The sequence below is a fragment of the Phyllobacterium sp. LjRoot231 genome (assembly GCF_964253365.1).
Classification (GTDB): Bacteria; Pseudomonadota; Alphaproteobacteria; order Rhizobiales; family Rhizobiaceae; genus Phyllobacterium.
This window is the reverse complement of record NZ_CAXUQT020000001.1, coordinates 2,916,059-2,942,626: the sequence shown is the minus strand read 5'-3', so window position 1 is coordinate 2,942,626 and position 26,568 is coordinate 2,916,059. Positions and strand designations below refer to the sequence as shown.

The 26,568-nt window shown below is 57.2% G+C and carries 18 protein-coding genes; 17 read left to right on the top strand and 1 reads right to left on the bottom strand.

What is annotated here, in order from left to right:
* Positions 1-105: 105 nt before the first annotated feature.
* Complete coding sequence (gene tig, locus ACSQ3H_RS14520) at positions 106-1,530, bottom strand: trigger factor (protein WP_436117697.1); 1,425 nt, start codon at positions 1,528-1,530, stop codon at positions 106-108.
* Between the two features lie 570 nt (positions 1,531-2,100).
* On the opposite strand from tig, the gene ACSQ3H_RS14515 reads away from it, so the two are divergent.
* The 17 genes from ACSQ3H_RS14515 (at position 2,101) to ACSQ3H_RS14435 (ending at position 26,403) form a co-directional block, all read left to right on the top strand.
* Entirely contained in the window at positions 2,101-3,267 is a 1,167-nt protein-coding gene (locus tag ACSQ3H_RS14515) for an efflux RND transporter periplasmic adaptor subunit (protein ID WP_436117696.1), read from the top strand.
* Positions 3,264-6,428, top strand: coding sequence for an efflux RND transporter permease subunit (locus ACSQ3H_RS14510; RefSeq protein WP_436117695.1), 3,165 nt, complete (start codon positions 3,264-3,266; stop codon positions 6,426-6,428). The genes ACSQ3H_RS14515 and ACSQ3H_RS14510 overlap by 4 nt, the downstream gene beginning before the upstream one ends.
* A 164-nt stretch (positions 6,429-6,592) precedes the next feature.
* Positions 6,593-7,015 (top strand): hypothetical protein, encoded by a 423-nt coding sequence (locus tag ACSQ3H_RS14505; RefSeq protein ID WP_436117694.1) that lies wholly within the window; start codon positions 6,593-6,595, stop codon positions 7,013-7,015.
* A 3-nt stretch (positions 7,016-7,018) separates the two neighbouring features.
* Positions 7,019-8,248, top strand: a complete 1,230-nt coding sequence (locus ACSQ3H_RS14500) for an HlyD family secretion protein (RefSeq protein WP_436117693.1) — start codon at positions 7,019-7,021, stop codon at positions 8,246-8,248.
* Positions 8,249-8,481: 233 nt separating this feature from the next.
* Positions 8,482-9,840: an LLM class flavin-dependent oxidoreductase gene (locus ACSQ3H_RS14495; protein WP_436117692.1), complete on the top strand. Its 1,359-nt coding sequence runs from the start codon at positions 8,482-8,484 to the stop codon at positions 9,838-9,840.
* A 210-nt stretch (positions 9,841-10,050) separates the two neighbouring features.
* On the top strand, positions 10,051-11,001 hold the full coding sequence (locus ACSQ3H_RS14490) for a LysR family transcriptional regulator (RefSeq protein WP_436117691.1): 951 nt from the start codon (positions 10,051-10,053) through the stop codon (positions 10,999-11,001).
* Between the two features lie 88 nt (positions 11,002-11,089).
* Positions 11,090-12,265 carry an acetylornithine deacetylase gene (gene argE / locus ACSQ3H_RS14485; protein WP_436117690.1) on the top strand — a complete coding sequence of 392 codons (1,176 nt, stop codon included), beginning with the start codon at positions 11,090-11,092 and terminating at the stop codon, positions 12,263-12,265.
* 150 nt (positions 12,266-12,415) lie between these two features.
* Complete coding sequence (locus tag ACSQ3H_RS14480; RefSeq protein ID WP_436117689.1) at positions 12,416-13,159, top strand: class II aldolase and adducin N-terminal domain-containing protein; 744 nt, start codon at positions 12,416-12,418, stop codon at positions 13,157-13,159.
* Positions 13,160-13,378: 219 nt separating this feature from the next.
* The gene (locus tag ACSQ3H_RS14475) at positions 13,379-14,902 is read left to right on the top strand and encodes a 4-hydroxyphenylacetate 3-hydroxylase family protein (protein ID WP_436117688.1); all 1,524 of its coding nucleotides are present in this window, start codon (positions 13,379-13,381) and stop codon (positions 14,900-14,902) included.
* A gap of 36 nt (positions 14,903-14,938) precedes the next feature.
* Positions 14,939-15,496, top strand: a complete 558-nt coding sequence (locus ACSQ3H_RS14470; RefSeq protein ID WP_436117687.1) for a flavin reductase family protein — start codon at positions 14,939-14,941, stop codon at positions 15,494-15,496.
* A gap of 10 nt (positions 15,497-15,506) precedes the next feature.
* Positions 15,507-15,935, top strand: a complete 429-nt coding sequence (locus tag ACSQ3H_RS14465) for a RidA family protein (RefSeq protein ID WP_436117686.1) — start codon at positions 15,507-15,509, stop codon at positions 15,933-15,935.
* Entirely contained in the window at positions 15,932-16,606 is a 675-nt protein-coding gene (locus tag ACSQ3H_RS14460) for a DUF1028 domain-containing protein (protein ID WP_436117685.1), read from the top strand. Before ACSQ3H_RS14465 ends, ACSQ3H_RS14460 begins: the two co-directional genes overlap by 4 nt.
* A 382-nt stretch (positions 16,607-16,988) precedes the next feature.
* Positions 16,989-18,086, top strand: coding sequence for an ABC transporter ATP-binding protein (locus ACSQ3H_RS14455; protein WP_436117684.1), 1,098 nt, complete (start codon positions 16,989-16,991; stop codon positions 18,084-18,086).
* A 93-nt stretch (positions 18,087-18,179) separates the two neighbouring features.
* Positions 18,180-19,247 carry an ABC transporter substrate-binding protein gene (locus tag ACSQ3H_RS14450; RefSeq protein ID WP_436117683.1) on the top strand — a complete coding sequence of 356 codons (1,068 nt, stop codon included), beginning with the start codon at positions 18,180-18,182 and terminating at the stop codon, positions 19,245-19,247.
* Positions 19,248-19,357: 110 nt separating this feature from the next.
* Complete coding sequence (locus ACSQ3H_RS14445; RefSeq protein ID WP_436117682.1) at positions 19,358-21,130, top strand: ABC transporter permease subunit; 1,773 nt, start codon at positions 19,358-19,360, stop codon at positions 21,128-21,130.
* Positions 21,131-21,916: 786 nt separating this feature from the next.
* Positions 21,917-25,171: an efflux RND transporter permease subunit gene (locus ACSQ3H_RS14440; protein ID WP_436117681.1), complete on the top strand. Its 3,255-nt coding sequence runs from the start codon at positions 21,917-21,919 to the stop codon at positions 25,169-25,171.
* Positions 25,168-26,403, top strand: a complete 1,236-nt coding sequence (locus ACSQ3H_RS14435) for an efflux RND transporter periplasmic adaptor subunit (protein WP_436117680.1) — start codon at positions 25,168-25,170, stop codon at positions 26,401-26,403. Before ACSQ3H_RS14440 ends, ACSQ3H_RS14435 begins: the two co-directional genes overlap by 4 nt.
* The last annotated feature ends 165 nt before the right edge of the window (positions 26,404-26,568 follow it).

Genomic DNA, 26,568 nt, shown 5'->3' with positions numbered 1-26,568 from the left:
CAGGAATCAAGTGAAGGGTTCGCGTATCATGCATGAACGCTGCTGTGTCCGGACAATAAAAAAGGCCGCTTGAAGCGGCCTTTTTTATTGATCATTGGTTGAGGCTTATGCCTCGTCGTCGGTCTTCTTCTTGGCAGCCTTTTTCGGCGCTGCCTTCTTGGCAGGCTTCTTGGCTTCATCCGACTTGGCGTCAGCCTCGTCGTCAGCCATCAGCGCTTCCTTGGTCACCTTCTTGTCGGTCACGTTGATGTTCGAAAGCAGGTGGTCGACAACCTTTTCCTCGAAGAGCGGAGCACGCAGATTGTTGACCGCTTCCGGTGTCTTGCGGAAGAATTCATAGATCTGCTGTTCCTGACCCGGATACTGGCGAACCTGATCGTAAACGGCGCGCTGCAGTTCTTCTTCGGTCACTTCGATACCGGCCTTGTTACCGATTTCGGAGAGAACGAGACCGAGGCGAACGCGGCGTTCAGCCAGCTTGCGATATTCGTCGCGGGCCTCTTCTTCCGTCGTGTCTTCGTCTTCAAAGGTCTTGCCGGCTTCCTGCAGGTCGTGGCCGATCTGAGCCCAGATGTTGTTGAACTCGGCATTGACCAGACGTTCTGGCGATTCGAACTGGTATTCACCGTCGAGCGCATCGAGAATCTGGCGCTTCACCTTTTGACGAGTGAACTTGCCGTACTGGCTTTCGATCTGCTCGCGGATGACCTGACGCAGGCGATCGGCGCTTTCGATGCCGAGCCTCTTGGCAGTCTCGTCATTGATTTCAAGCTCGCCCGGCTTGGCGACTTCCTTGACGGTAACGTCGAAGGTTGCGTCCTTGCCTGCGAGATGAGCGGCCTGATATTCAGCCGGGAACGTGACCTTGATCTGCTTCTCGTCGCCTGCTTTGGTACCGATCAACTGATCTTCGAAGCCCGGAATGAACTGGCCGGAGCCGAGGACCAGCGTCGCATCACTGTCGGCGCCACCATCGAAAGGAACATCGTCGACCTTGCCGAGGTAATCCATGGTGATGCGGTCGCCGCTTTCAGCCTTGCCCTTCTTCGTTTCAAAGGTCTGGGCAGAGCTTGCAACGCGCTTGACCTGCTCTTCGACTTCCTCATCGGAGACATCGACGACTTCGCGCGTGACGTTGATCTTTGAGGTATCCTTGATCTCGATGGCAGGCAGAACTTCGTAGTTCAGCGAGAATTCAAAATCGGCCTGACCGCTCAAAACCTTGTCCGCTTCCTTCTCGTCTTCGGTCATGACGACTTCAGGCTGGGTAGCGGACTTTTCATTGCGCTCGGCAAGGATCGTGCGTGAGGAATCGCTCAAGATCTCGTTGACGACTTCAGCCATGAACGACTTGCCGTACATCTTGCGCAGGTGGGCCATCGGCACCTTGCCTGGACGGAAACCATTGATGCGCGCCTTTGCGCTGGCGCCTTGGAGGCGTTCGGAAAGCTTTGCTTCCAGATCCTTGGCCGGAACAACGACCTTGATCTCGCGCTTCAGCCCTTCATTGAGCGTTTCAGTAACCTGCATGTCCAACCTTCACTTTTTTAACATTTGTCCCGCCGTCGCCGGCTCGTAGCCTCATTGCGGGAAAAAAACTGCTGCCATCGTGGCTTCTGGTGCGGATGGAGCGAGCAACGCTCTGCCATCCACGTTGATTTTATTGCTTTATTTCTTACTCAACTTTCAATTTGCGGCACAGATTGTATCACAGAATGTGGCACAAAGTTGCGGAAGAAATTGCACCCTTACCGACTGGTCGCTCCCTTTACTTGCCTTACGTACAAAAATCAATGGTGGAGCCTTTGCAGACAATGAAATTGCATATCACCGGCAGGTCAGCACCCGCGATTGCAGGGTGACAACGAAATCGAACTGTGCAAATCTGCCCGCAACGGGGTTTTGAGACAGATTAGCTATAGCCGCGCCTTGTCTGAAAGGCACTATATTTGGATCGCGTCAAAGCTCTCCGGACTGACTTGCATCAATAGGCTTCATTGTTCGCGGACCTGTCATCTAGCTGTTCAAATCAGTTGGTCGGACTGGCATTTTATCCCCCGCGGCACACCCGGAAGTCTGACTGCCATGGAGGCCTGCCCCTTGTCACGCGCGTTGATTACAGCCTTAAAGCTTGGTTTTACCGCCGCCGCCCTGTCGGCATCAGCAGCCCTCGCCCAGGAAGCCGCAGCCCCACCTCCTCCCCCGACTGTGACGGTTGCAAAGCCGGTCGTGCGCGATGTGATCGACAGCGATGAGTTTATCGGACGTTTTGAAGCCGTCGACGAGGTCTCCGTCCGTTCGCGCATCGATGGCTATCTCGATACCGTTCATTTCACCGATGGCGCGTTGGTAAAGAAAGGCGATCCGCTTTTCACAATTGACCAGCGGCCTTATATCACTGCGCTGGCGCAGGCAAAATCGTCGCTCGAAGTTGCCAAGACAACCCTGACTTACGCTGAAGCCCAATTCAAGCGGACGGAATCGCTCACCGGCAGCGGCACGCTGTCAGTATCGACGCTCGATGACCAGCGGCGCGCTTTCCTGGCGGGCCAGGCCAGTGTGGCTGGCGCTCAGGCGGCTGTCGACAGCGCTCAGCTCAATCTTGTGTATACCCAGATCACTGCGCCGCAGGACGGCCGCATTGATCGCCGGCTGATTTCAGTCGGCAATCTGGTCAACGCCAATGACACCGTCCTGACCACGATCGTCTCGCTTGACCCGATCGATTTCTATTTCGACGTCGACGAGCGGAACCTGCTCAACTACGCACGGACGGCACGCGAACGTGGAAGCAATTTGCAGGAAGGTGGCGGCGGCCTCGACGTCACTGTCAAGCTTACGGACTCCAACGAACCGCCGGTCAAGGGCAAACTCGACTTTGCTGAAAACCGGCTCGACAATGCAACGGGAACGATGCGGGTGCGCGCCCGCTTCGCCAATCCCAAATTTATTCTGCAGCCAGGGCTTTTCGGCCGCGTCGAGGTGGCCGCCTCGAACACATACAAGGGTATCCTGATCCCTGACGAAGCCATCGGTTCCGACCAGAATGAAAGGGTTGTCTTTGTCGTCGGCGAAGACGGCAGCGTGACGAGCAAGCCTGTTCGGGTAGGGCCGAAACTCTATGGCTATCGTGTTATTCGCGAGGGGCTGACTGGTGATGAGACAATCGTCGTCAATGGATTGATGCGCGTTCGACCCGGCGGCAAGGTTAAACCCGAACTCGTCCAGCTTCCGCAAGAGGCGAAGACGGCGGAGGCCAGTCAATGAGGTTTGCGCATTTCTTCATCGATCGGCCGATCTTCGCATCTGTCCTTTCGATCGTGCTGCTGCTTGTTGGCAGCATCGCCTATACACAGCTCCCCGTCGCCCAATACCCGGAAATCGCGCCGCCGACCATCGTGGTGCGCACGTCCTATCCGGGCGCCGACGCGGAAACCATTGCCAATACTGTGGCGACGCCGATCGAGCAGCAGATCAACGGCGTCGAGGACATGCTTTACATGTCATCCTATTCGACCGCCGACGGCTCAATGTCGCTGACCATCACCTTCAAGCTCGGTACCGATCTCGATAAGGCGCAGGTTCTCGTGCAGAACCGTGTCGCGATCGCTGTGCCTCAGCTGCCCGAAGACGTTCAGCGCAACGGCATAACCACGACGAAAAGCTCGCCTGACCTGATGATGGTCGTGCACGTGCTTTCGCCGGATAACCGCTATGATCAGCTCTACGCATCGAACTATGCCAACACCCGCATCCGCGACGTGCTGTTGCGGCTCGATGGCGTTGGCGACATCACCATTTTCGGTGAGCGGCAGTATTCGATGCGCGTCTGGCTCGATCCGCAGAAGCTGGCCGCCTATGAGATGACGTCGGGCGATGTCGTGCAGGCCTTGCGCGACCAGAACGTACAGGTCAATGGTGGCGCCATCGGCGGCCCGCCAACGTCTGGCACAAACGCCTTTCAGTATACTGTCACGATGCAGGGCCGCTTCGACGACGCAAGGCAGTTTCGCTACGTCATCGTCAAGACCGGCGCGGACGGCCGCCTTGTCCAGTTGCAGGACGTGGCCCGCATCGAGCTTGGTGCAAAAGACTATGTGACCAATAGCTATCTCGATGGAAGTCCAGCCGTTGCGCTGGGTATTTTCAGCCGCCCGGGCACCAATGCGCTCGCAGCAGCAGCCACGATCAAGTCCACGATGCGAGATCTTGCCAAGGATTTCCCTCCAGGACTCAAGTACGACATCGTCTACGATCCGACTGAATTCATCGCTCAATCGATCAACGATGTTTACAAGACAATCTTCGAAGCCGTGATCCTCGTGGCGCTCGTCGTGCTCGTCTTCCTGCAATCCTGGCGCACGGCAATCATCCCCATCGTCGCCATCCCCGTCTCGCTGATCGGCACGTTCGCTATTCTCCTGGCCTTCGGTTTCTCGCTGAATATGCTGACCTTGTTCGGCCTCGTTCTCGCCATCGGTATCGTGGTGGATGACGCGATTGTCGTGGTCGAAAATGTCGAGCGCAACCTGGCATCTGGCATGACGCCGAAGCAGGCATCACATACCACCATGGATGAGGTGGGCACCGCTGTTATCGCCATCTCGCTGGTGCTGATTGCAGTGTTCGTACCAACGGCTTTCATTCCCGGCATTTCCGGCCAGTTCTACCTGCAATTTGCCGTAACGATTTCAGCGGCAACGGCGATTTCCGCGCTCAATTCACTGACGTTGTCTCCCGCTTTGGCAGCCATTGTCCTGCGTCCTCACGATCACGCGCTTTCCAAAACCCCCCTGGCGCGTTTCGGGCGAAGCCTGGCGAATGGCTTCAATAGAGGCTTCGATAAAATGGCATCGGGCTATTCCTGGGTGATACGGCACCTTGTGGGATCGACTGTCGGCATTCTCGCCTCACTGCTCGTGTTCGTCGGATTGCTCGGCGCGACGTGGTACATGTCAAATATCGTGCCGCGCGGCTTCATTCCTCAAATGGATCAAGGCTACGCCATCGTCGTTATCCAGCTTCCAGATGGTGCGTCCCTCGCCCGCACCGATGCGGTGGTCCAAGAGGCATCGAAGATCATCCGAGGCATTCCCGGCGTCAGAAACTCGGTGGCCTTCGCCGGTTTCAGTGGCGCGACTTTCACCAATGCGTCGAATGCCGGCGTTGTTTTCGCGCCGTTCCAACCGTTCGAGGAGCGAATCAGGAATGGCCAGTCGGCGACTTCGATCATTGGCCAGATCTATGGAAGTCTGCAGAGCATACAGGAAGCTTTCATCATCGCGGTGCCGCCGCCATCCATTCGCGGAGTCGGCAACGCCGGTGGTTTCAAGATGCAGATCCTCGATCGCGACAGTTCCGATATGCGCCGCGTTCTTGGCCTGGCCCGGCAGATGATGGGAGAAGCCAATCAGACACCGGGCCTTACTGGCGTCTACACGACCTTCTCCGCCTCGAGCCCGCAATATTTCCTTGAGATCGACCGCGACAAGGCTCGGGCTTTGAACGTTCCTATTCCCAACGTTTTTGAAGCGCTATCGATCAATCTCGGAACGTCCTATGTGAACGATTTCAACGCCTTCGGCCGCGTTTATCAAGTACGCGCGCAGGCCGATCAGCAATATCGCGTGGACCGTGCGGACATTCTCGCGCTGAAAGTTCGCTCGGCGACGGGCGCGCTGGTCCCGTTGGGTACGCTTGTCGAAATCAAGGATGCAACCGGGCCATCGCTCGTGCAGCGGTATAATATGTACGTGTCGGTTCCGCTCCAGGGCAACTCTGCCCCCGGGGTTTCTACCGGCACGGGGCTCGACAAGATGGAGGAGCTTGCGGCGAAAACATTGCCGTCTGGCACAACTTTCAACTGGACCGAACTTGCTTTGCAGGAAAGAAGCACCGGCAATACGGCCATACTCATTTTCGGGCTTTCCGTGGTCTTCGTCTTTCTTGCGCTGGCCGCTCAATATGAAAGCTGGGTGCTGCCGCTGGCGATCATCCTGATCGTTCCATTGGCCGTGCTGGCTGCGCTCATCGGCGTGCACCTGCGAGGTATGGACAACAATATCCTGACGCAGATCGGCCTCGTCGTCCTGATTGGTCTGGCGGCAAAGAATGCGATTCTGATCGTCGAATTCGCGCGTCAGCATCAGGAAGAAGGTGCCACCCCGGTCGAAGCGGCCATCGAAGCCAGCCGCCTGCGCCTGCGCCCGATCCTGATGACAGCCTTTGCCTTCATCTTCGGCGTTGTCCCGCTGATGATCGCACAGGGCCCCGGCGCGGAAATGCGTCAGTCTCTGGGCACGGCGGTGTTTTCCGGCATGCTCGGGGTTACATTCTTCGGCCTGTTCCTGACGCCGGTGTTCTACGTCGCGCTCCGGTCGTTCGGTCGCAAACGCAAGGTGGTGGCGGAAGAAGTTCCGGCCCATTAACGAAATGGCGCGAGGCTTTACGAGCCTCGCGCAGCAAAGCTGCTCCCAACAGCTACGCCCCGTTATAGTTACTGTTACGTACTTTATTCAAAATTCGGCAGCATGCATGCTGCGCCTGCACGGACAGAATTGGCCGGGTGGGCAGCATCAAAGGGGAATAGGATATGGCCGACTCTGTACACCCGGCAGCGATAGAACACCTGCCGGTTTTTGTTACTGCCCCAGGCCAAACCGACTGGCTGTTCAATGGGGTCGTCGTGTTCCTTTTGGCCATGATCCTAATAGTCGGCAATTTCTATTTTAAACTCCATGCCCTGCCCGAGCACATGGCGCACCGGGGGAAAAAGGTGCAGATGGAAATTGTGGCCGTTCTGGCGCTCATCTCCCTTTTCACCCACAACCATATCTTCTGGATCGCCGGCTTGTTGCTGGCGATGATTGACCTGCCGGATTTCTCGACGCCGATGGTTTCAATTGCACAGTCGCTCGAAAAACTGTCTGGACGCGATACAGCCGGCGAGGATGAGACAATCGTCTCACCCCCTGAACCGGAGCAAAAAGCTGACACCGCTGGTGGGGGTATCTGAGTTATGTTTGAGCTACTTCTCTGTTCAATGCTCACAGTCTTTCCGGACTATCTTTTCCGCCGTTACGTGCAAGGCAAGCGTCTCGGCCGGGAAATCAACCTCTACACCGTATGGTTTGAACTGCGCTGGGGCATCACTGCGTGCCTGTTGCTGACTGTTTTATTGATCACCCTCATTTTTTACTATCATCCGTCAACGAAGAACGTCACCGCGGTATTCCGGACCGTCAGCATCCTTCCCGAGACCACCGGCCGCGTTGCCGAGGTGTTTGTCGGCGTCAATGCAAAGGTGGCAGCCGGGGACCCGCTGTTTCGGCTTGATAGTTCTGAACAGGAAGCCGCGCGAGAGACGGCACAACGCCAAATCGCTGAAGCCGTCGCCCAGACCGCCGTGGCACAAACCGAGCTTGCCGCCGCGGACGGGCTCATCCAGCAGGCGCAAGGTGCCTACCAGCAGTCTCTGGACGAGCTGGCAACCAGGCAAGAGCTTTTGCGGCGCAATGCCGACGTCTCGGTTCGAGAGGTCGAGCGCTTGCAAATCGCCGCGGATGGCCGGAAGGGCGCGCTCGACGCCGCTGTCGCCAACAAACGGACCATCGAGACAAGACTTTCATCGCTCCTGCCTGCCCAGAAGGCCAGCGCAGAAGCAGCGCTTGCGCAGGCACAGGTGGAGCTGGATAAAACCCTGGTTCGGGCGGGTGTCGCCGGAACGGTCCAGCAGTTCGTACTCCGGCCTGGCGACGTTGTAAACACAATGATACGACCCGCCGGGATCCTTGTCCCGCAAGAAGCTGGGCGTGTAAACCTGGTTGCCGGCTTTGGCCAGATCGAAGCACAGGTGATGAAGAAGGGCATGATTGCCGAGGCCACATGTATCGGGAAGCCTTTTACGATCATCCCCATGGTCGTGACCGAAGTGCAGGATGTCATTGCTGCGGGACAACTCCGGGCAACGGATCAACTGATCGACGTGCAACAGTTAGCACAGGGAGGTTCGCTGACGGTATTTCTGCAGCCGCTTTATCCGGGGCTGCTGGAGGGAATTCCGCCGGGCAGTAGCTGCATCGCAAACGCGTATACCAACAACCACGATGCGCTCGCAGCGAAAGATATCAGCACTTCACGTTGGGTATTCCTGCACGTCGTGGATACGGTCGCGATCGTGCATGCCATGATCCTTCGCATGCAGGCACTGATGCTGCCCGTCCAGACTCTTGTGTTGGGTGGGCACTAAGCCGTCTTGTGAGTTCAGAGCCATTGCTGGTGTGGATGTACGCCTGCGGTCGGCATTATGCCGCCCGTCGAGACTTCAATACCGCAAGCCGTCTTTGCTCTACTTAGGTCGGCGCTAACCCACCACATCGAAAAACATAATTTACAGCACTTTTCCGACCATCATATGGTCGTCATAACATTGGGGGCAAAGGCGCAACCTGGATCTGAGCAGACGATAAGCGGAGCCAAGATATGACTGGTAAGACACAGATGGTGCTTGGAGGCTTGTTCGAAGCAAATGGCTATCATTCGGCGGCTTGGCTGACAGCAGGAGCGCAGGATAACGCCGCTACCGATATCGATTATTTCCGCAAGGTGGTCCAGACCGCCGAGCGCGGCAAGATGGACTTCTTTTTTCTGGCAGACACACCTGCAGCCCGAACCGATGATCTGGATTTTTGGAGCCGTTCCCCCCTTTATATGAACATGATGGAACCGATCACGCTTCTATCTGCCATAGCCGGCTCTACATCTCATATCGGACTTGGCGCGACGGCATCGACGAGCTTCTATGAGCCATACAATATCGCCCGGCTGTTCGCTTCCTTGGATCACATCAGTCACGGCCGGGCAGCCTGGAATGTAGTTACCAGCGCCAACGACTATGCCGCACGCAATTTCGGCCTCGACCGTCTTCCGCCTCATGCCAAACGTTACGAGAAGGCGCGCGAATCTTTCCAGATCGTGCAGGCGCTGTGGGATACTTGGGAAGATGACGCCTTCATCTATGACAAGAAAAATGCCCGGATGTTCGATCCGTCTAAGTTCCACGTGCTTGACCATGAAGGCGAGTTCTTCAAGGTCTATGGTGCTCTCAATATGGCGCGCACCCCACAGGGCAGACCAGTGATATTTCAAGCGGGTGCTTCGGCTGCCGGTAAGGAATTAGCTGCCGAAACCGCCGAGGTAGTGTTTGGTACGGGTGCCAACATTGAAGAGGCAACTTCTTTTTACACCGACCTAAAGGGACGCATGGCAAAATTCGGCCGCCATTCGGATGAACTCAAAATATTATCGGGCGTCTCAATTGTTGTTGGCGACAGCGAAGAGCAGGCGCGCGAAAAATGGGCCGAATGGCAGGAGCTCGTGCCGATAGAAGTCAACCTGATGTACATGAAAACGGACCTCGAAACCGATCTCTCCGATCTGCCTCTGGACGAGCCTGTACCGGAAAATCGCGTTCCCAAATCCTCCAATTTCCATCAGGTCTATTTCGAGGAGATCGTCGGGCTGATCCAACAAGGATTGACACTGCGTCAGGTGTGCAAGCGTTACAACCGCAGCAAGGCCATCTTTTATGGTACGGGCAGACAGGTTGCCGATCAGATGGAGCATTGGGTGGGATCGGGCGCAAGCGATGGTTTCATGGCAGCGTTCCCCGTCCTGCCGGAGAGTTTGACCGATTTCACTCAGAAGGTCATTCCCGAACTTCAGCGCCGCGGACTTTTTCGCACGGAATATTCCGGAAAAACCCTCCGGGAAAATCTCGGACTGCAACGTCCGGGAAATCGCTACGTAGCGGACCGCACTTTCTCCGCGCGCCGCGCCTGAGCCAGCCATAATCCGGACGACGAACATATTGGGGATGTCTTCCCTATAGGATCATTGTGCGCCTTACCAGATGTGCTTAACCGTTCTATTGTTGCACCGCAACATGCTACAGGTCTTGCTTCATCCTTTATAAGGAACCTGAGGTGAAGGGCTTCCGGCGTAACATCGTATTGACAGGTTTTTATTTGGCTCGGGTAACCTCAGGAAAATATGCGTTACACTATCAGACAGATCGAATATTTTATCGCCACAGCTGAAACCGGAAGTATCACTTTGGCTTCCGAACGACTCAGCATATCCCAGCCATCGATTTCGACCGCGATCACCCATCTCGAGCAGGAGCTTGAAACGCAGCTCTTCGTACGGCATCACGCCAAAGGCCTGTCACTGACGCCTGCCGGGCGCGCCCTTCTTGTCGAAGCAAAGCTTCTCGTACAGCAGGCCGAGTATATGTACACGCTGGCCTCCGAGGTGAATGACAAGATCCGTGGACAATTGTCGCTTGGCTGTCTCGTGACGCTCGCATCGATGATCATGCCGGAGCTGTCTCATTCCTTCACGGCTGCCTTTCCCGCTACAAAGATCGCTCAGACCGTAAGCAATCATGAAGAATTGCTGGAAAAATTGGAGCGTGTCGAGCTCGATACGGCCATCACTTACAACCTCTCGGTACCCGACGGCTTCGATTTCCTGCCGCTTGCCAGCCTGCCACCGCATGTTCTTGTCGGGGAGGCAAGTCCCCTCGCCCGCCATTCCTCGATCAGCCTGAACGAACTGGTCAACGAACCGCTGATTCTGTTGGATCTTCCGATAAGCCGGGAATATTTCCTTGATTTGTTTACGGCCCTCGGCCTCAAACCAATGATCACCACGCGCTCACCGCATCAGGACGTCATCCGCACTATGGTTGCCAATGGTTACGGCTACACGCTGGTGAATGTCCGCCCCCGTTCAGACATGGCCATGGACGGACGGCGTGTTGTGCGTGTGCCTCTCTCGGGCGATCACAAGCCGATGGTGGTCGGAGTCGTCTCACTAAAGCAAAGCAGAAAATCCCGTCTCGTGGAAATGTTCGAGCGGCACTGCCAATCCTTCATCTCCGACGCCTACATACCTGGGATGGTGGCGCCGGTGATGGGGCGCCGCAAGATAACAAAATAGGGTGCCAAGTTTTTTGCTAAGTCCAATCTCGGTATTTTCTAATTTCGGAGCGACATGGCGGATGAGATAATCTTCCACCGCCCTATTCATGGTCCGATCCCACAGGAAAATCGTGCAAACACTGGAAATTCTAGATCGGCTCGTCGCGTTCCCGACGGTCAGCGCCGACACAAACCTACCCCTTATCAACTTTATTCGATCATATTTGACCGGGTGTGGCTTCGAGTGTCGCTTGCTTGCGGATGAGACTGGCAGAAAGGCAAGCCTATTTGCAACGATTGGTCCAAACACGGGAAATGGCATCATCCTGTCAGGCCACACGGACGTGGTTCCAGTGGCCGGACAGGATTGGTCGACGAACCCGTTTGCCCTGGTTCAGGACAATGACCGTGTGGTCGGGCGGGGAACGACAGATATGAAAGGTTTCCTCGCTGCTGCGCTTGCTTCAGCGGCAAGGGTGAGCCAGGCGTCGCTTTCCCGGCCACTTCATCTCGCTTTTTCTTATGACGAGGAGATTGGTTGCGTCGGTATCCGACCTTTGCTTGAAGACCTTGCGGCCAGGAACTTCAAGGCCGCCCTGTGCATCGTGGGCGAACCGACGTCGATGCAGATCGTCACGGGCCATAAGGGGAAGGTGAGCGCACGCGCCCATTGCCAAGGTGCGAGTGGTCATTCGTCAATGGCACCGAACTACCTCAATGCTATTCATCTGGCTTGTGATTTTATCGGAAAAATGCGTGCTCGACAGCGGGACCTTGAAGATTCGGGCGCGCGGGACAGCGACTATGATATCCCCTATACGACCATCCATGCCGGGGTAATTGGCGGCGGCAAAACACTCAACATCGTGGCCGACAAGGCTTTTGTGGATTTCGAGATACGCAATGTCGCGCAGGATGATCCGGGCCGGATCCTTGATCAATTGCGAGATGATGCCCAAGCCACAGCAGATATCATGCGCCCGTCGTTTCCCGCGGCGCATATCGAAATCGAAGTTCTGAATTCTTATCCTGGTCTCCTTGTTCAAGAAACCGATCCCGTGCTCTCCTCGGTGACTCGGCTTGCTGAAACCGGTGCGACCGCCAAGGTTTCCTTCGGAACTGAGGCTGGACTTTATGCATCGTTGCTTGAAATTCCGACTGTTGTCCTGGGTCCAGGCTCAATGGCTCAAGGGCATATCCCAAACGAATTCATCACGCTCGAACAGCTTGCAAAATGCGATGCCATGATGGATCGCCTGATCGCAAGTCTCTGCGAAACCTGACGACACTGCACAAGAGAACATTCGACCGCCTCGTATGCTCGACCCTGTTTCCTTAGGGTTGAACTAAGCAGAGCTCTTGATTTTCATATTTTACAAAGACCGGACGGACCTGATGTAGTTCTGCAGGACTGAGCCGAGAAGGGGAACGACATGGACCAGATTGTAAGAACACCAGACGAACAGCAGCTCCGGATCGATCTGGCCGCATTGTTTCGGATTGTCGCCAAGCTTGGCCTGCATGAAGCGGTGGCCAATCATTTCAGTGCAGCCGTTTCAGGCGACGGCAAGAAATTCCTGCTGAACCCCAAATGGCGTCATTTCTCGAGAATCAAGGCAAGCGATTTGCTCCTGCTCGACGCTGACGACGCGGATGCCAAATCCAGATCCGACATCGATCCGACCGCCTGGTCAATTCATGGCCAGCTCCATCGATTGATGCCACAGGCGCGCGTTGCGATGCACCTGCACCCGCCTTTCACGACAACGATTGCGTCCCTCAAGGATCCAGAGATCAAGCCGATCGACCAGAACACTGCCCGCTACTTTAACCGGATGGCCGTCGACACGATGTATGGCGGCATGGCGGATACCGAGGCTGAGGGCGCGCGCATCGCTGGTTTGTTGGGCAACCGGTCCCGGCTGATGATGGGCAATCACGGGGTTATGGTCGTTGCAAACACGGTCGGTGAAGCGTTTGACGACATGTACACGATCGAACGCGCCTGTCAGATCCTTGTTCAGGCATATTCGACGGGCCAGCCTCTCAACGTTCTGGACGACGATATCGCGGAAAGAACTGCTCAGGATTGGGAAGGTATTGCTGATTTCTCGATCGCCCATTTTGAGGAAATGAAACTAATTCTCGACAGCGAAGACCCTTCCTACAGGGACTGAGCTATCAACCCAATACATCCATGTCCGCTCCGCGACTGCTGCAGCGTCGCGGAGCGTTGTTTTGTGTTTGCCGGTTGGAAGACGGTGGCGACCGCATGCACTGAATTGGAATCAACTAACCAAAGGCCCGGAAACTATTATTTTCCAAGGCCGGCAAGAACCGCAATAGTCCTGGCAATTGCTTCGGAGCGAAGCGACGAACATGACCAAGGATACGAGATGATCAGAACCGGTGAGGAATATAAGGCATCTATTCAGGATGGACGCGAGGTCTACGTGAATGGTGAGCGCGTCAAGGATGTGACGTCCCATCCGATGTTCAAACCGCTGGTCGATATCCGGGCCCGGATCTATGACATGCAGCATGACGAGCAGACCCGTCATGTAATGGCCTATGAGGAAGATGGCGAATGGAATGCGGTTGCCAACAAGCTGCCGCTGACGCAGGGCGATTGGTGGGACAAGCGGCGCGCAACCGACACTGTTCTCGAAGATATCGGCGGTATCGTCACGCGCGTCGGCGACGAGACGGTTGGCGAAATGTGGTCACTGTTCGATGGTCAGGATCTGCTCAATGAGGTGGACCCTCAGTTCTCCGCCAATATCCGGACCCACATCGCCAAGGTACTCAGGGCCGACCCTTTTCACGTGTCAGCAAATACCGACCCAAAGGGCGATCGTTCGAAGCCGCCGCAGGAGCAAGACCCCGACATGCTCTTGCACGTCGTCAAGGAGGTCGATGCGGGGATCATCGTTCGTGGCGCGAAATATGAAACGGCTGCTGCCTATGCCAATCAGGCTTTTACCAAGCCGACAATCGCCAATTGGGGCAACGCCGCCTATTCGGATTATGCGGTCGGTTTTATTTGCGAACTTGGCTCGCCCGGTCTCAAGTATATTTGCCGCACCGGATTTGCAGGACGCGCGCCCGCCGACGACTATCCGCTCTCCAACAAGTTTGACGAAGTCGACACGCTGGTTATTTTCGATGATGTGCTGATCCCGTGGGAGAACGTGCTCTTCTATCGACACACCAAGGCCGCAGCTTTCATCCGCGCGACACTACATCGCTATTCGGCTTTTGCCTTCGTTCAGCGAAATCTCAAGCTCGCGGACATGATGATCGGCGCCGCTCTATTCAATGCGCGTCAGACGGGACTCGATAAGCAGCAGGCCGTTCAGGAAAAGCTGTCCACGCTTGCCGTCTACCGCGAAGGGATCAACGCGCACCTGACGGCAGCAATATCACTTCCCGAGCGCAGCCCTGGTGGCCTGATGATGCCGAACCAGTCGCTGCTCTACACGGGCCGCGTTCTTGCCTGCTCTCAGCTCCATGAGATGATGCACATCACACGCGAATTGTGCGGCGGCCAGATTTGCGTCACGCCGGACAAGGCGTCGTTCGATGCACCGGAAACCGCACCATGGCTCAACAAATTCTATTCAGTGAATGAGAACTGGGTAGCGGACGACCGCCGCAGGCTGCTTGCTTTTGCGCGCGACATGCTGAATTCCGATTATGCCGGCCATCGCCTGACATTCCAGCTGTTTGCCCAATCCCCGCCTTTCGCACATCTTGCAGCCGTTCACCGCAATTTCGATTGGGACGGCCCGCTCGATTTCGTCAGGAAGGCGGCAGGCCTGTCGGACAGAGTCCTTGGCAAGACTGACCACGCCTCCGGAGACAAAGCAGTCAGCCAGTGGTTCAGCAAGGATGCTGCCGTCCGTACAGCGGCGGAATAACCTTTCGATTTCGACCCTATCTTCAGGAGCTCAATCATGGAAAACGCGTCGTTAGCTGCTCTGGACATCCGCAGCGCATTTCTCAACGGTATGACCCTGACGGCCTGCACCGTCAATATCGTCACCACGGATGGAGCGGCAGGTCGATTCGGTGCAACCGTATCATCCATGTCGTCGGTGTCGGCGGATGGCGAGCGCCCGACGCTTTTGATTTGCATGCATCACAAGGTTTCGGCGGCACCTGCCATCATTGAGAACGGTCATTTCTGCGTCAACGTCCTCAGAGACGGACAGGCAAAGATTTCCGACAGCTTTGCCGGACGCGTGGCACTCCCCAACGGTGACAAATTTGCCAGCACGCGCTGGAAAATCAGCAACAACGGCCAACCACGGATAGAAGATGCTTTGGTCACCTTTGATTGCCGGCTTCAGAGCTGCCAGCAGGTTGGTACGCATTTCGTTTTCATCGGCGAGGTCATGGATGTCGAGGCTGCAGAAAGCGGCTCACCACTCATCTACTCCAATCGAGCGTATGGCACCCTTGGACGTCTGCCCGAAGGCGGATCTCCCGTAACAGCAAATCATCGTGTTTAGGAAAGCCCCTATGGTCGTCCACAAGAGAATCCGTTCGTTCAATACCAAGGATACCTATCCCGAACAGCAGCTCGACAATGATTTGTGCCAAACGGTGGTGGCGCGCGGAACCATGGTATTCGTGAGGGGTCAGATCGGACAAAATCTCGATACTTCCGAAAGTGTTGCGATCGGTGATGCCGCCGGACAGGCCGAACAGGCGATGGCCAACATCAAGATGCTGCTGGATGAAGCGGGCTCGAAACTCGAGCATATCACCAAGATCACGATCTACATTATCGATCCTCGTTACCGCGAGGCGGTCTACCGAGTCGTCGGCAGATGGCTTAAAGGCGTCTTTCCAGTCTCGACCGGTATCGTTGTGTCCGCCCTTGCGCGGCCTGAATGGGTCGTCGAGATCGACGCGATCGCCGTTATTCCCGACGAGGTCCAGCGATGACTTTCTCGATTGCCGCGAGATGTCCCCAAAGTGGAATGTTAGGAATTGCGATATCGTCGTCTTCGCCGGCCGTTGCCGCGCGTTGTGCCCATGCGAAGGCCGGCATCGGCGTTGTGGCAAGCCAGAATGTAACGGATCCGGCCCTCGGGCAGAAAGGGCTTGCACTGATGGAACGCGGGTTATCAGCTCGCGAAGCGCTGGCCGATTTGCTCTCCGACTATCCGACGGCAGAATGGCGCCAGCTCGCAATCGTCGATCGCCACGGGGAAACGGCAGTCTTTTCCGGCGAGCGGACGCTTGGTGTTCACGCCGCCGTCGAGGGAGAGAATGCAGTTGCCGCCGGCAATCTTCTTGCTTCCGAGCTCGTCCCCCAAAGGATGCTGGAGGCACTTCAGGCGTCATCGGGACATCTTGGTGACCGCCTGCTTGTCGCAATGGCTGCCGGGCTCACCGCAGGAGGCGAAGCAGGACCAGTTCATTCCGCGGGTCTCTATCTGGTCCGGGACGTGGCTTGGCCCGTTGCAGATCTACGCGTTGACTGGACGGACGGATGTCCGATCGAAGAACTCTCCGCACTTTGGGTACTCTACAAGCCGCAGCTTGAAGATTACGTCCGGCGGGCGATCGATCCAACGGCAGCACCCAGCTATGGTGTGCCGGGCGACGAATGAAGGACTGCAGTCGTTATAACCGTCCTTATCCAGCCATTTTCGCAATAAAGCAGTTCCATCATCCTGATGAAGAGCAGCTTTCTTTAATGACTTGAGGCGCCCCGAGGGCTGGCATGACGCTTGCTTGCATATTCGTGCACACCGTGTTTGGGCGGTAAATTGGGCGACTTTGATGCAAATGAACAGCGCCCGTCCGCCGAATTGCTCAATTTATGGTCGCCGCCTTATGATTAGGCATGATCTAACCATTGGGCTCGAATTTGATAATTTACTAAGGGCAACACAAGGGGCTTACTGAACGTAGCGATGGTTCTCAGATCGGCGCGAAGCCAGATGAGAGGGTGTCACATGCAAGTAATGCGGTCCGGAGAAGGATAAGATAATGCACATGCCTGGCAACATTATCGCTACATCTTCTGTTACCGGGAAATCAGGTGCAGAAATCAAATTGCATGCTCAGGGCCTATCCAAAAGCTATGGCACCTCTGTGGCGCTGCACCCAATCGAATTGAAGATCCGATCGGGGGAGTTGCTGACCCTGCTTGGCCCGTCAGGTTCGGGAAAGACCACCCTTCTCCAGCTCATTTGCGGTCTTGTTGAGCCGACGAATGGACGCCTTATAATCGATGGCAAGGATCACACCGAAACAACCGCTAACAAGCGAGATATCGGCGTGGTGTTCCAAAACTATGCGCTCTTTCCGCATCTGACGGTGCAGGAAAACGTCGCATTTCCGCTGCAAATGCGGAAACTTGATACCACACTCATCCGGACCAAGGTGCAGAATGCACTCGCTATGGTCGGTCTCACTGAGTTCGAAAAGCGGTTCCCGCTTGAACTGTCCGGTGGCCAGCAGCAACGCGTCGCCCTGGCTCGATGTCTGGTTTATGAACCCTCAATCATTTTGATGGACGAGTCGCTGTCCGCTCTCGATCGCAAGTTACGCGAAACCATGCAGATCGAGATCAAGCGGATCCACCGCGAGACGAAATCAACGATCGTGTTCGTGACACACGACCAGGAAGAGGCGCTCGCGCTTTCGGACCGCATCTGCCTGATGAATGGCGGCCGGATCGAGCAGCTCGGCACGTCTGAGGAGATCTACGAGCGGCCGGCCAGCACATTTGCTGCAGAGTTCATCGGGATCACCAATCTCTTGCGCGGGCATGTTGAGGGTATGACTCTGGTCAATGCCGATGGGATCCTGCCTCTACCGCCGGGCTGCCGGGCAAGCAACGGTGAACGTGGCGCTCTCATCATTCGTCCGGAACAGATGAGCCTCGCAGCGGCGGGCAACGGCTTTCTCTCCGGTTGTGTCACGGAATCGATCTATGCGGGATCTGAGACCCGGGTCCTGATTGCGCTTCGTAGCGGCGCTGTCTTCACCGTTCGGCGGCAGGCCGGTCAGCAGTTACTTCCACTTGGAAGCGAAGTCGGCCTGAATTGGGAACCGCAACAATCGCAATATCTCAAGAGCTAGCGACGCCTACCGGCCAGTCTGGACCGCCGCCGGATGCTTGAGCGAACAATCAACGACACAATCAATAGACCACAAGAAAAGGGGAATAGCTTCATGTCAAAAACGATCAAGACAACACGGCGCAACGTACTGAAGACAGCAGGTGTTGCTGCTGGCGCTCTCGCCATGCCCGCAATCTTCACCCGCGGTGCCTTCGCGGCGGAGCAGATCACTGTATCTGATGTCGGCGGGGCGCCTGGGGAGGCCATCAAGAAAGCTTTCTATGAGCCCTTTGAGAAGGAGACCGGCATCAAGGTGGTGGGGGTTGCCCACGATCCGGACCCGGTCACCCAATTCAAGCTGCTGGTTGATACAAAGTCCTACATATGGGACGTGTCGATGGTGACGCCTGACCACGTCGTTCGGCTGACGAACGAAAAGAATTATCTCGCGCCGCTCGGCATCCCCGAAGCCGACGGCAAGGATATCCTTCCGGGCATGCTGACATCCAACTGGCTTGGGTTTTCGGTCTTCGCTATCGCGATGGCCTATCGCACGGATAAATTCGGCGGCAAGGACTTACAGAGCTGGGCGGATTTCTGGGATGTCGAAAAATTCGCCGGCCGTCGTGCGCTCTACAAGGACCCTTGGGGTCTTCTTGAAGTTGCGCTGCTTGCTGATGGCGTCAAGCCCGCAGATATCTATCCGATCGATGTGGACCGCGCATTTGCCTCGCTTGAAAAGATCCGCGAACATGTGAATGTCTGGTGGACAAGCGGTGCCCAGAATACGCAGATCCTCCAGAACGGCGAAGTTGACATGTCCGACACCTGGTCTGCACGTGCCTATGCGGCTATTGCCGGTGGCGCACCGCTGAAAATTCTCTTCCAAGGCTGCTATAGCGTCGACGGCTGGTCTATCCCGGAGGGCACACCTCGTCTCGCACTGGCGCAGCAATTTGTAAAATTCTGCATGAAACCAGAACATCAAGCCGCGTATTCCACCATAGTTGCCAATGGGCCCTCCAACAGCAAAGCCTTCAACTTCCTCTCTGCAGAGCGGGCCGCGGTTTTGCCGACTGCACCCGACAACATCAAGGGACTCTTCGAAATGAACACCGCTTGGTGGGGCAAGAATTACGACGCGATGGCTGAAAAGATGCAGGAATTCCTCCTGCAATAATCCCCCGCGAATAGTGGGGCCGGAAGATCCGGACCCACTATTCCCGCGGCGCCAATCGACATGCCGCCGGCCGGGCGGCATGAGTTACCGCCCGGCACCAGGTCCGAAAAGTGAGTGAACAAGAAATGACAGACCTCGCGATAGCGGCCCCAGCGTCAAATCATACGTCGTGGAGAGGCAGTGCATTCTGGCTGGTGGTACCCGGCATTGTCTTTCTGCTCGCATTTTTCCTTCTTCCCACCTTGCAGATGATGTCTATCAGCTTCGTTGAGAGAGCAACCGGCGACTTTGGAGTATCGGCCTATGTGAAGCTTTTCGGTTCGAAGGTTTATTCCCGCGTCCTCGGGACGACGTTCATGATCGCCTTCCAAGTGACCGTGCTCTGCCTGCTCTTGGGATATCCCCTTGCCTACTGGCTTTCGCAGCAGCCGGCGCGCCGCCAGCGGATTGCGCTGATGTTCGTCCTGCTTCCCTTTTGGACAAGTCCGCTGGTCCTGAATTTCTCATGGCTGGTTCTGCTGGGCCGCAATGGTGTCGTTGCGCTGGTCATATCGAAACTCGGTGTGCCTGGCGGCGATGATCTGCTCTTCAGCCGCACTACCGTTCTCTTCGCCATGATTCATACGATGCTGCCATTGACCGTAGTCACCATGTTGCCGGTAATGAATACCGTCGACAAGCGCCTGACTATGGCAGCCATGACGCTTGGTGCCAGCGCGCCACAGGCATTCTGGCAAATCTACCTGCCTCTGTGCATGCGTGGCGTTGCCACGGCCGGTCTGCTGGTGTTCATCTCCGCCCTCGGCTTCTTCATCACGCCGGCCCTGGTTGGCGGCCGGCAGGAAACGATGATAAGCCAGCTGATCATCACGCAGATCCAGCAGTTGCAGAACTGGCAGCTTGGAAGCGCACTGGCGGTCGTGCTTATTGCCGCTGCGCTTCTCACCATTTTTCTTTACGATCGTATCTTTGGTCTTTCAACGATGTCCGGTGGACACACTGCCGGATCGGCCGATGGCAAATTGAGACTTTTCGGCATCGCGTTGACCAGGAGACTCGGTGGGTTCTTCTCTAGGGTCGGTGAACTATATGGCCGGAATATACGGGGACTACCAGCAAGGAAGGTGCTCTCCGCCTATTGTACGCTGCTTATCGTCATCCTGCTCTTTCCGATTGTCGCCTTTATCCCCATGGCTTTCACGGAAGGCTCATTCCTGTCTTTTCCGCCAGAAGGTCTTGGCATCCGCTGGTTCGAGGCCTACGCGGCCTCGCCGCTCTGGGTGTCAGCGACGCTACGGTCGTTCGCGATCGGCATCGTCGCAGCAGCCCTGACGCTGGTTATCGCCTCTTTTGCAGCGTTCGCGCTTGCCAAATCCAACAGTAGACTTGCCGGCTTGGCCTTTCTGCTTTTCATGGCGCCGATGGTGGTCCCGCCCATCGTGATCGCAATTTCGCTCTTTTATTTGTTCGCGCAGTTGCAACTGATCGCTACGGACATCTCGATCGTCATTGGCCACACAGTTATTGCCATGCCAATCGTGTTCGTTATTCTTTTGGCTACCTTCAAGGGTCATGACTGGCGATTGGATCAGGTCGCTTCGACGCTCGGGGCTAATCGGCTCCAAGTGGTGCGCCGTGTTACGCTTCCTCTGGTACGGAGCGGTGTTGTCGTCGGATTTGTCACCGGCTTCCTGCAATCTTTCCAGGAACTCACTGTCGCGATCTTTCTGGGTGGCGGCCTGAAGACGACCCTTCCAAAGCAAATGTGGGATGATATTACGCTGCAAGTGAACCCAACCCTCGCAGCCGCAGCGGTGATCGTGCTGCTGATCGTTACCATCATGTTTGTCATCATCGAATGCATACAGCCACGCCGCACGTGAGATCAGCTCCGCGAGCCGCCGCACGGCGCACTCGTTGGCCGAGCCGGACTTTCAGGCGGTTGGTTTAACTCGCGAACGGTTCCGATCTGGAACAAAGCCTTGCGACGCCTGCTGTCACATAAACCTGGCGTCAGCATTTCTGGGCTAGAAGAGATGGCATGAACCAGCCTGCCGTGAGCTACAAGCGCCACCGGTGGCATACTCATGTTTGTTTTTATCATACTCATGGTTAGTTTCCTCCTGCCTGTCCAAGACCTACTCTTGCCCGCGACCCGGGAACCGCCGGCGATGATCCTCTCCATCGACTTGACGGAACGAGACGGGCAGATGGCAACGGAGCGACCTATCGCCCCATGGAGACGCAAAAATTCGCTCAACTATGTTCAAAGCGGCGCTTGCCGGATTTCTCATCTCCACTCCTCTGACGGCGGCCTTCGCGGGCGCGCCCGCTACCACGTATGCGCCGAATGGGTAAACTCCACTTCACCTCAGTTTACGTGACAACACCGCCAGCGCTGTTCCGTCGTCTCTCCCTCACTCATCAGCGAACCGTATCACAGACATCTTTAAATGCAGCGCTTGTATCATTTTCTTGCGCAAACGACGCTTAATGGCCGCAAGATTCGCAAAGACACCGAAGTCCAATGCGGGCGAAGCTGATCGTCGGTTGAAGCCGATCGTCGGTTGTCGAAGCGCCGACACTGATCCCAGCGCGCTTCGACACCTGCGGAGAGAAGCTCATGTGGCGCCCCTTGAACGTCATCCGCAGCGGGCTGAGGCGGCACGATGAACTTGGTATCGTTTGCATTGCGACGCCCGATCTCGCTTTTGATGATGGTCGTCGCCGTTGCATTGGTGGGTTTTCTGGCGCTCGATCGCATGTCGCGGGATATCTTCCCAGATCTGGGGGTGCCCGTCCTGTACGTGGCACAGCCTTACGGCGGCATGGACCCGGCGCAGATGGAAGGGTTCATCGTCAATTACTACGAGTACCACTTCCTTTACATCACCGGCATCGAGCATGTCGAAAGCAAATCGATCCAGGGCGTAGGGTTGGTAAAGCTCCAATTCCATCCCGGCACCGACATGGCGCAGGCCACGGCGGAGACGGTCGCCTACGTCGACCGCGCCCGCGCCTTCATGCCCACCGGAACAGTGCCGCCTTTCGTGATGCGGTTCGACGGTGGCAGCGTTCCAGTCGGCGACCTCGTCTTCTCTAGCAAGACGAAAACAGTCGCCGAGCTTCAGGACGCGGCGCTCTTCAAGGTGCGCCCATTGTTCGCGACCTTGCCAGGCGTGTCGGCACCGCCGCCCTTCGGCTCGAGCCAGCGCACCATCCTCGTTCGCGTGGATCCCGACAAGCTGCGTTCCTACAACATGTCGCCGGACGAGGTGGTGCAGGCGTTGGGTGCCGGTAATACGGTCAGCCCATCGGGTAACGTCCGCATCGGCAACCTCATGCCAATGGTGCCGGTCAACTCGGTTGTCGGGGATTTCAAGGACCTGGGCAACATTCCCATCCGCTCGCAGGGAACGCAGACGATCTTCATACGCGACGTCGGATCGGTTGAAGACGGCGCCGACATTCAGACCGGGTACGCGCTGGTGGATGGACGCCGCACGGTCTACATCCCCGTAACCAAACGCGCGGACGCCTCGACGCTCACGGTCGTCCAGGCCGTCAAAGCCAACTTGCCACGCTTCCAATCCGTACTGCCGGACGATATTCAGGTCAGTTACCAGTTCGACCAGTCCCCCTACGTGACGCGTGCCATCCAGGGCCTGTTCGTCGAAGGCGCTCTCGGCGCGGTGCTCACAGGCCTCATGGTGCTCCTGTTTCTGCGGGATTGGCGCAGTTCGCTCGTCGTGGTCTTGAACATTCCGCTCGCGATCCTCGCGTCGGTGACGGCGCTCTGGGTATCGGGTCAGACGATCAACATCATGACCTTGGGCGGATTGGCGTTGGCGGTCGGCATCCTAGTCGACGAGGCGACAGTCACCATCGAGAACATCCACACCCATCTTGCGCATGGCCGTAGCCTTCCCCGAGCGGCGAGCGAAGCCACGGCCGAGACGACGCTGCCGCGGTTCGTGGCGATGCTCTGCATTCTGGCGGTGTTCATTCCCGCCTTCTTCATGACCGGCGCTGCGCACAACCTGCTCGTGCCGCTGGCCTTGGCAGTCGGCTTCTCGATGGTGGGGTCGTATCTGCTTTCCAGTACCTTTGTGCCGGTACTGTCGGTCTGGATGCTGCGCAACCCGAGCACGCACCACCAGCCGCAACAGACGTTTTTCGACCGGCTGCGTGCCAGGTACGATCGGTTCGCGCGCGCCGTCATGAAACGACGGCGCATCGTCGTGGTTTCCTATCTCATCATCAGCTGCGCAATCATTTTCCTGGTCGGCGGCTCTCTCGGCACCGAGATTTTTCCAGTCGTGGATACCGGCCAGTTCCAATTGCATCTCCGGGCTCCGGCGGGAACGCGTATCGAGCGCACCGAGCAGATCGCGCTGCAGACACTCGACGCGATCAAGCGCGAGGTCGGCCCAGATAACGTGGAAATCAGCCTCGGTTTTGTCGGCACGCAGCCGCCCAATTACCCCATCAATACCATCTATCTCTGGAGTTCCGGCTCCGAGGAAGCGGTGCTGCAGGTGCAGCTCAAGCGCGGCACCGGGATCGGCATCGAAGATCTGAAGGAGCGGCTGCGCCAGAAATTGCCTCAGGAATTGGCGGATGTACGCTTCTCGTTCGAGCCAAGCGACATCGTCAGCCGGGTGATGAGCTTCGGCGCGCCGACACCGATCGAAGTGGCAGTGAGCGGGCCGAACCTCGCCGATAGCCGCCAATACGCCGATAAGCTACGAGCGAAATTGGCACAGGTGCCGACGCTGCGAGACCTGGGATTCGAGCAGGAGCTCGATTACCCGACCGTAAAGGTCACTGTAGACCGCGAGCGAGCGGGCGTTCTGGGGGTGACGACGGATGACGTGGCGAAATCGGTCGTCGCGGGCACGTCATCCAGTCGCTACACGTCGGCGAATTATTGGGCCGATCCCAAGAGCGGCATTGGCTATCAGGTACAGGTCGAGATCCCGGAGCAGCAGATGAACTCCCTTGAGGAATTGAGGAACCTCCCCATCACTCCCCGGTCGGGCCATCAGATCGACCTCCGCAATGTGGCCGACGTGACCGGCGGCACGGCGCTCGGCGAATATGACCGCTACAACATGCAGCGCATGCTGACACTGAGCGCGAACGTCTACGGCGAGGATCTAGGACGTGCGGCGGCCCGCGTGCAACAGGCGATCAGCGATACGGGAAAGCCGCCCGATCGGGTGAACGTGACCGTGCGGGGTCAAATCCAGCCGATGGTGGAAATGTTCGGAGGCCTGCGTCTGGGGCTTTTGACGGCGGTGGGTGTCATCCTTATGCTGCTGGCCGCCAATTTCCAATCGTTCCGGCTTTCCCTGGCGGTGGGGTTGACGATTCCCGCCGTCATCGCCGGGGTCGTACTCATGCTTTGGCTCACCCGGACCACGCTCAACATTCAATCCTTCATGGGCGCGATCATGGCGATCGGCGTGGCCGTGGCAAACGCCATCCTGCTCGTGACTTTCGCTGAGCGCAGCCGGGTCGGGGGCCGCGAACCGTGGGAGGCTGCAATAGAAGGCGCACGGAGCCGTCTGCGTCCGATCCTGATGACCAGTTCCGCGATGCTGGCCGGGATGGTGCCGATGGCGCTGGGCCTAGGCGAAGGCGGAGAGCAAAGCGCGCCGCTTGGGCGGGCCGTGATCGGCGGTCTGCTCGGCGCAACGTGCGCCACTCTCATCATCCTGCCGGCGATCTTTGCCATGCTCCAGTCGCGGCATGCCCGGATTTCCGCGTCGCTCGATCCTGACGACCCGCACAGCCCCTATTTCGAGTCGGAGCCGCGGATCGCGACGGTGTCGGATCGTGGCGACGGACGCGCTGAACACCATGCTCAGGCGGCGGATCAAGCAACAGTCGGAACGGATTTTAAAGGCGGAACTCAATGATTTTCATGAGCCGAACGGGCATAACGGTATTGATGGTGGTGGTCGGCGTCGGCGCGGGGGGCATCGTTGCCGAGCGGCACCTGGCGGCATCGCCATCGCCGGTGAACTCAACGGGGGCGGACAGCCCCCCGAGGGTCGAGGTTGTGCGTCCGCGCCGTGTCACGGTGGCCCAAAGTCTCCAAACCAACGCCACCCTCGAAGCCTTTGAGGAAGCGGATCTCTTTGCCAAAGTCTCCGGATACCTGTCCGACGTTCGCGTCGATATCGGCGATCACGTGAAGGCGGGTCAAGTGCTCGCGGTGATCGACGTCCCCGAAATGGAGCAGGAGCTTGCCGAAGCCAAGGCCCAGCTCGAATCCAAGCGAACTTCTCTAGAGATCGCGCGCCGCCAACTGGACCACTTCAGGGCGACCGTAAAACTTCAGAACGAATTGTTGAGGCGTCGGGAGGAGCTCTCTGCCGGAGAGGGGTGGATCAGCGACCGAACACTTGATGAGGTGGGCGCCAACGCGGAAATCGCCAAGGCGGATCTCAGCGTTGCGGAAGCGAACGGCGCGCTCGCGGCCGACCAAATCGACGTCGCCGCCGCGACCGTGGAGAAGATCAAGACGCTGCTCGCCTATACGCAGATCGTGGCGCCTTTCGATGGCGTGGTGGCGCGGCGGCTGGTGAACCGGGGCGATTTGGTCCAGGCCGCCACGGCCACGCGGACGACACCGTCCGAAGGGTCACTTTTCAAGGTGCAGCGGATCGACACGATCCGGGTGTTTTGCGACGTTCCGGAGAACGACGTACCTCACCTTCACATCGGCGATCCGGCCATCGTCAAGCCGTCTGGCTTCGACGGCAAGCTGTTCATCGGCAAGGTAACCCGCTTTTCCCTACGTCTCGATCCCGAGACCCGCAACATGCGTACCGAGATCGACCTGCCCAATCCCGACGAACGGCTTTACCCGGGCACCTATGCGGACGTCTCGCTGGAAATGAACCGGCGCCCCGATGCACTCACGGTACCGGCCGCGGCTATAGGTTCGGATGGCGACGGCAACTTCGTGTACACCATCACTGACAATCGCATCACACGCCTCGCCGTCAAGACTGGTCTCACCGATAACGGTCGCATCCAGGTGACCGCGGGCCTATCGGATGAGACACCGGTGGTGGCAAGCACCCAAGGCGCGCCACCCCTGAGAACGGCGGTTCAGCCGCAGATGGTCAGCGAGAACCCCTAGGTTGAGTGGAATAGGATATATGATGTCGTCAAAGACGTCCGACATTTGAGAACAAAGTGAGACTTCCCTGCTGGACGACGATTTCGGACCTAGATTGAGCAGTGGCAGCGAGGGACTTTGCTTCTGAGGAGCCGACTAGCGGCCGGCGGTGCTCAAGATCCCTCA

What these genes read in the sequence shown, in the direction of transcription:
- tig (WP_436117697.1), bottom strand. Translation starts at nt 1,530, where the DNA reads ATGCAGGTTACTGAAACGCTCAATGAAGGGCTGAAGCGCGAGATCAAG.
- ACSQ3H_RS14510 (WP_436117695.1), top strand. Translation starts at nt 3,264, where the DNA reads ATGAGGTTTGCGCATTTCTTCATCGATCGGCCGATCTTCGCATCTGTC.
- ACSQ3H_RS14505 (WP_436117694.1), top strand. Translation starts at nt 6,593, where the DNA reads ATGGCCGACTCTGTACACCCGGCAGCGATAGAACACCTGCCGGTTTTT.
- ACSQ3H_RS14500 (WP_436117693.1), top strand. Translation starts at nt 7,019, where the DNA reads ATGTTTGAGCTACTTCTCTGTTCAATGCTCACAGTCTTTCCGGACTAT.
- ACSQ3H_RS14495 (WP_436117692.1), top strand. Translation starts at nt 8,482, where the DNA reads ATGACTGGTAAGACACAGATGGTGCTTGGAGGCTTGTTCGAAGCAAAT.
- ACSQ3H_RS14490 (WP_436117691.1), top strand. Translation starts at nt 10,051, where the DNA reads ATGCGTTACACTATCAGACAGATCGAATATTTTATCGCCACAGCTGAA.
- argE (WP_436117690.1), top strand. Translation starts at nt 11,090, where the DNA reads ATGGTCCGATCCCACAGGAAAATCGTGCAAACACTGGAAATTCTAGAT.
- ACSQ3H_RS14480 (WP_436117689.1), top strand. Translation starts at nt 12,416, where the DNA reads ATGGACCAGATTGTAAGAACACCAGACGAACAGCAGCTCCGGATCGAT.
- ACSQ3H_RS14475 (WP_436117688.1), top strand. Translation starts at nt 13,379, where the DNA reads ATGATCAGAACCGGTGAGGAATATAAGGCATCTATTCAGGATGGACGC.
- ACSQ3H_RS14470 (WP_436117687.1), top strand. Translation starts at nt 14,939, where the DNA reads ATGGAAAACGCGTCGTTAGCTGCTCTGGACATCCGCAGCGCATTTCTC.
- ACSQ3H_RS14465 (WP_436117686.1), top strand. Translation starts at nt 15,507, where the DNA reads ATGGTCGTCCACAAGAGAATCCGTTCGTTCAATACCAAGGATACCTAT.
- ACSQ3H_RS14460 (WP_436117685.1), top strand. Translation starts at nt 15,932, where the DNA reads ATGACTTTCTCGATTGCCGCGAGATGTCCCCAAAGTGGAATGTTAGGA.
- ACSQ3H_RS14455 (WP_436117684.1), top strand. Translation starts at nt 16,989, where the DNA reads ATGCACATGCCTGGCAACATTATCGCTACATCTTCTGTTACCGGGAAA.
- ACSQ3H_RS14450 (WP_436117683.1), top strand. Translation starts at nt 18,180, where the DNA reads ATGTCAAAAACGATCAAGACAACACGGCGCAACGTACTGAAGACAGCA.
- ACSQ3H_RS14440 (WP_436117681.1), top strand. Translation starts at nt 21,917, where the DNA reads ATGAACTTGGTATCGTTTGCATTGCGACGCCCGATCTCGCTTTTGATG.
- ACSQ3H_RS14435 (WP_436117680.1), top strand. Translation starts at nt 25,168, where the DNA reads ATGATTTTCATGAGCCGAACGGGCATAACGGTATTGATGGTGGTGGTC.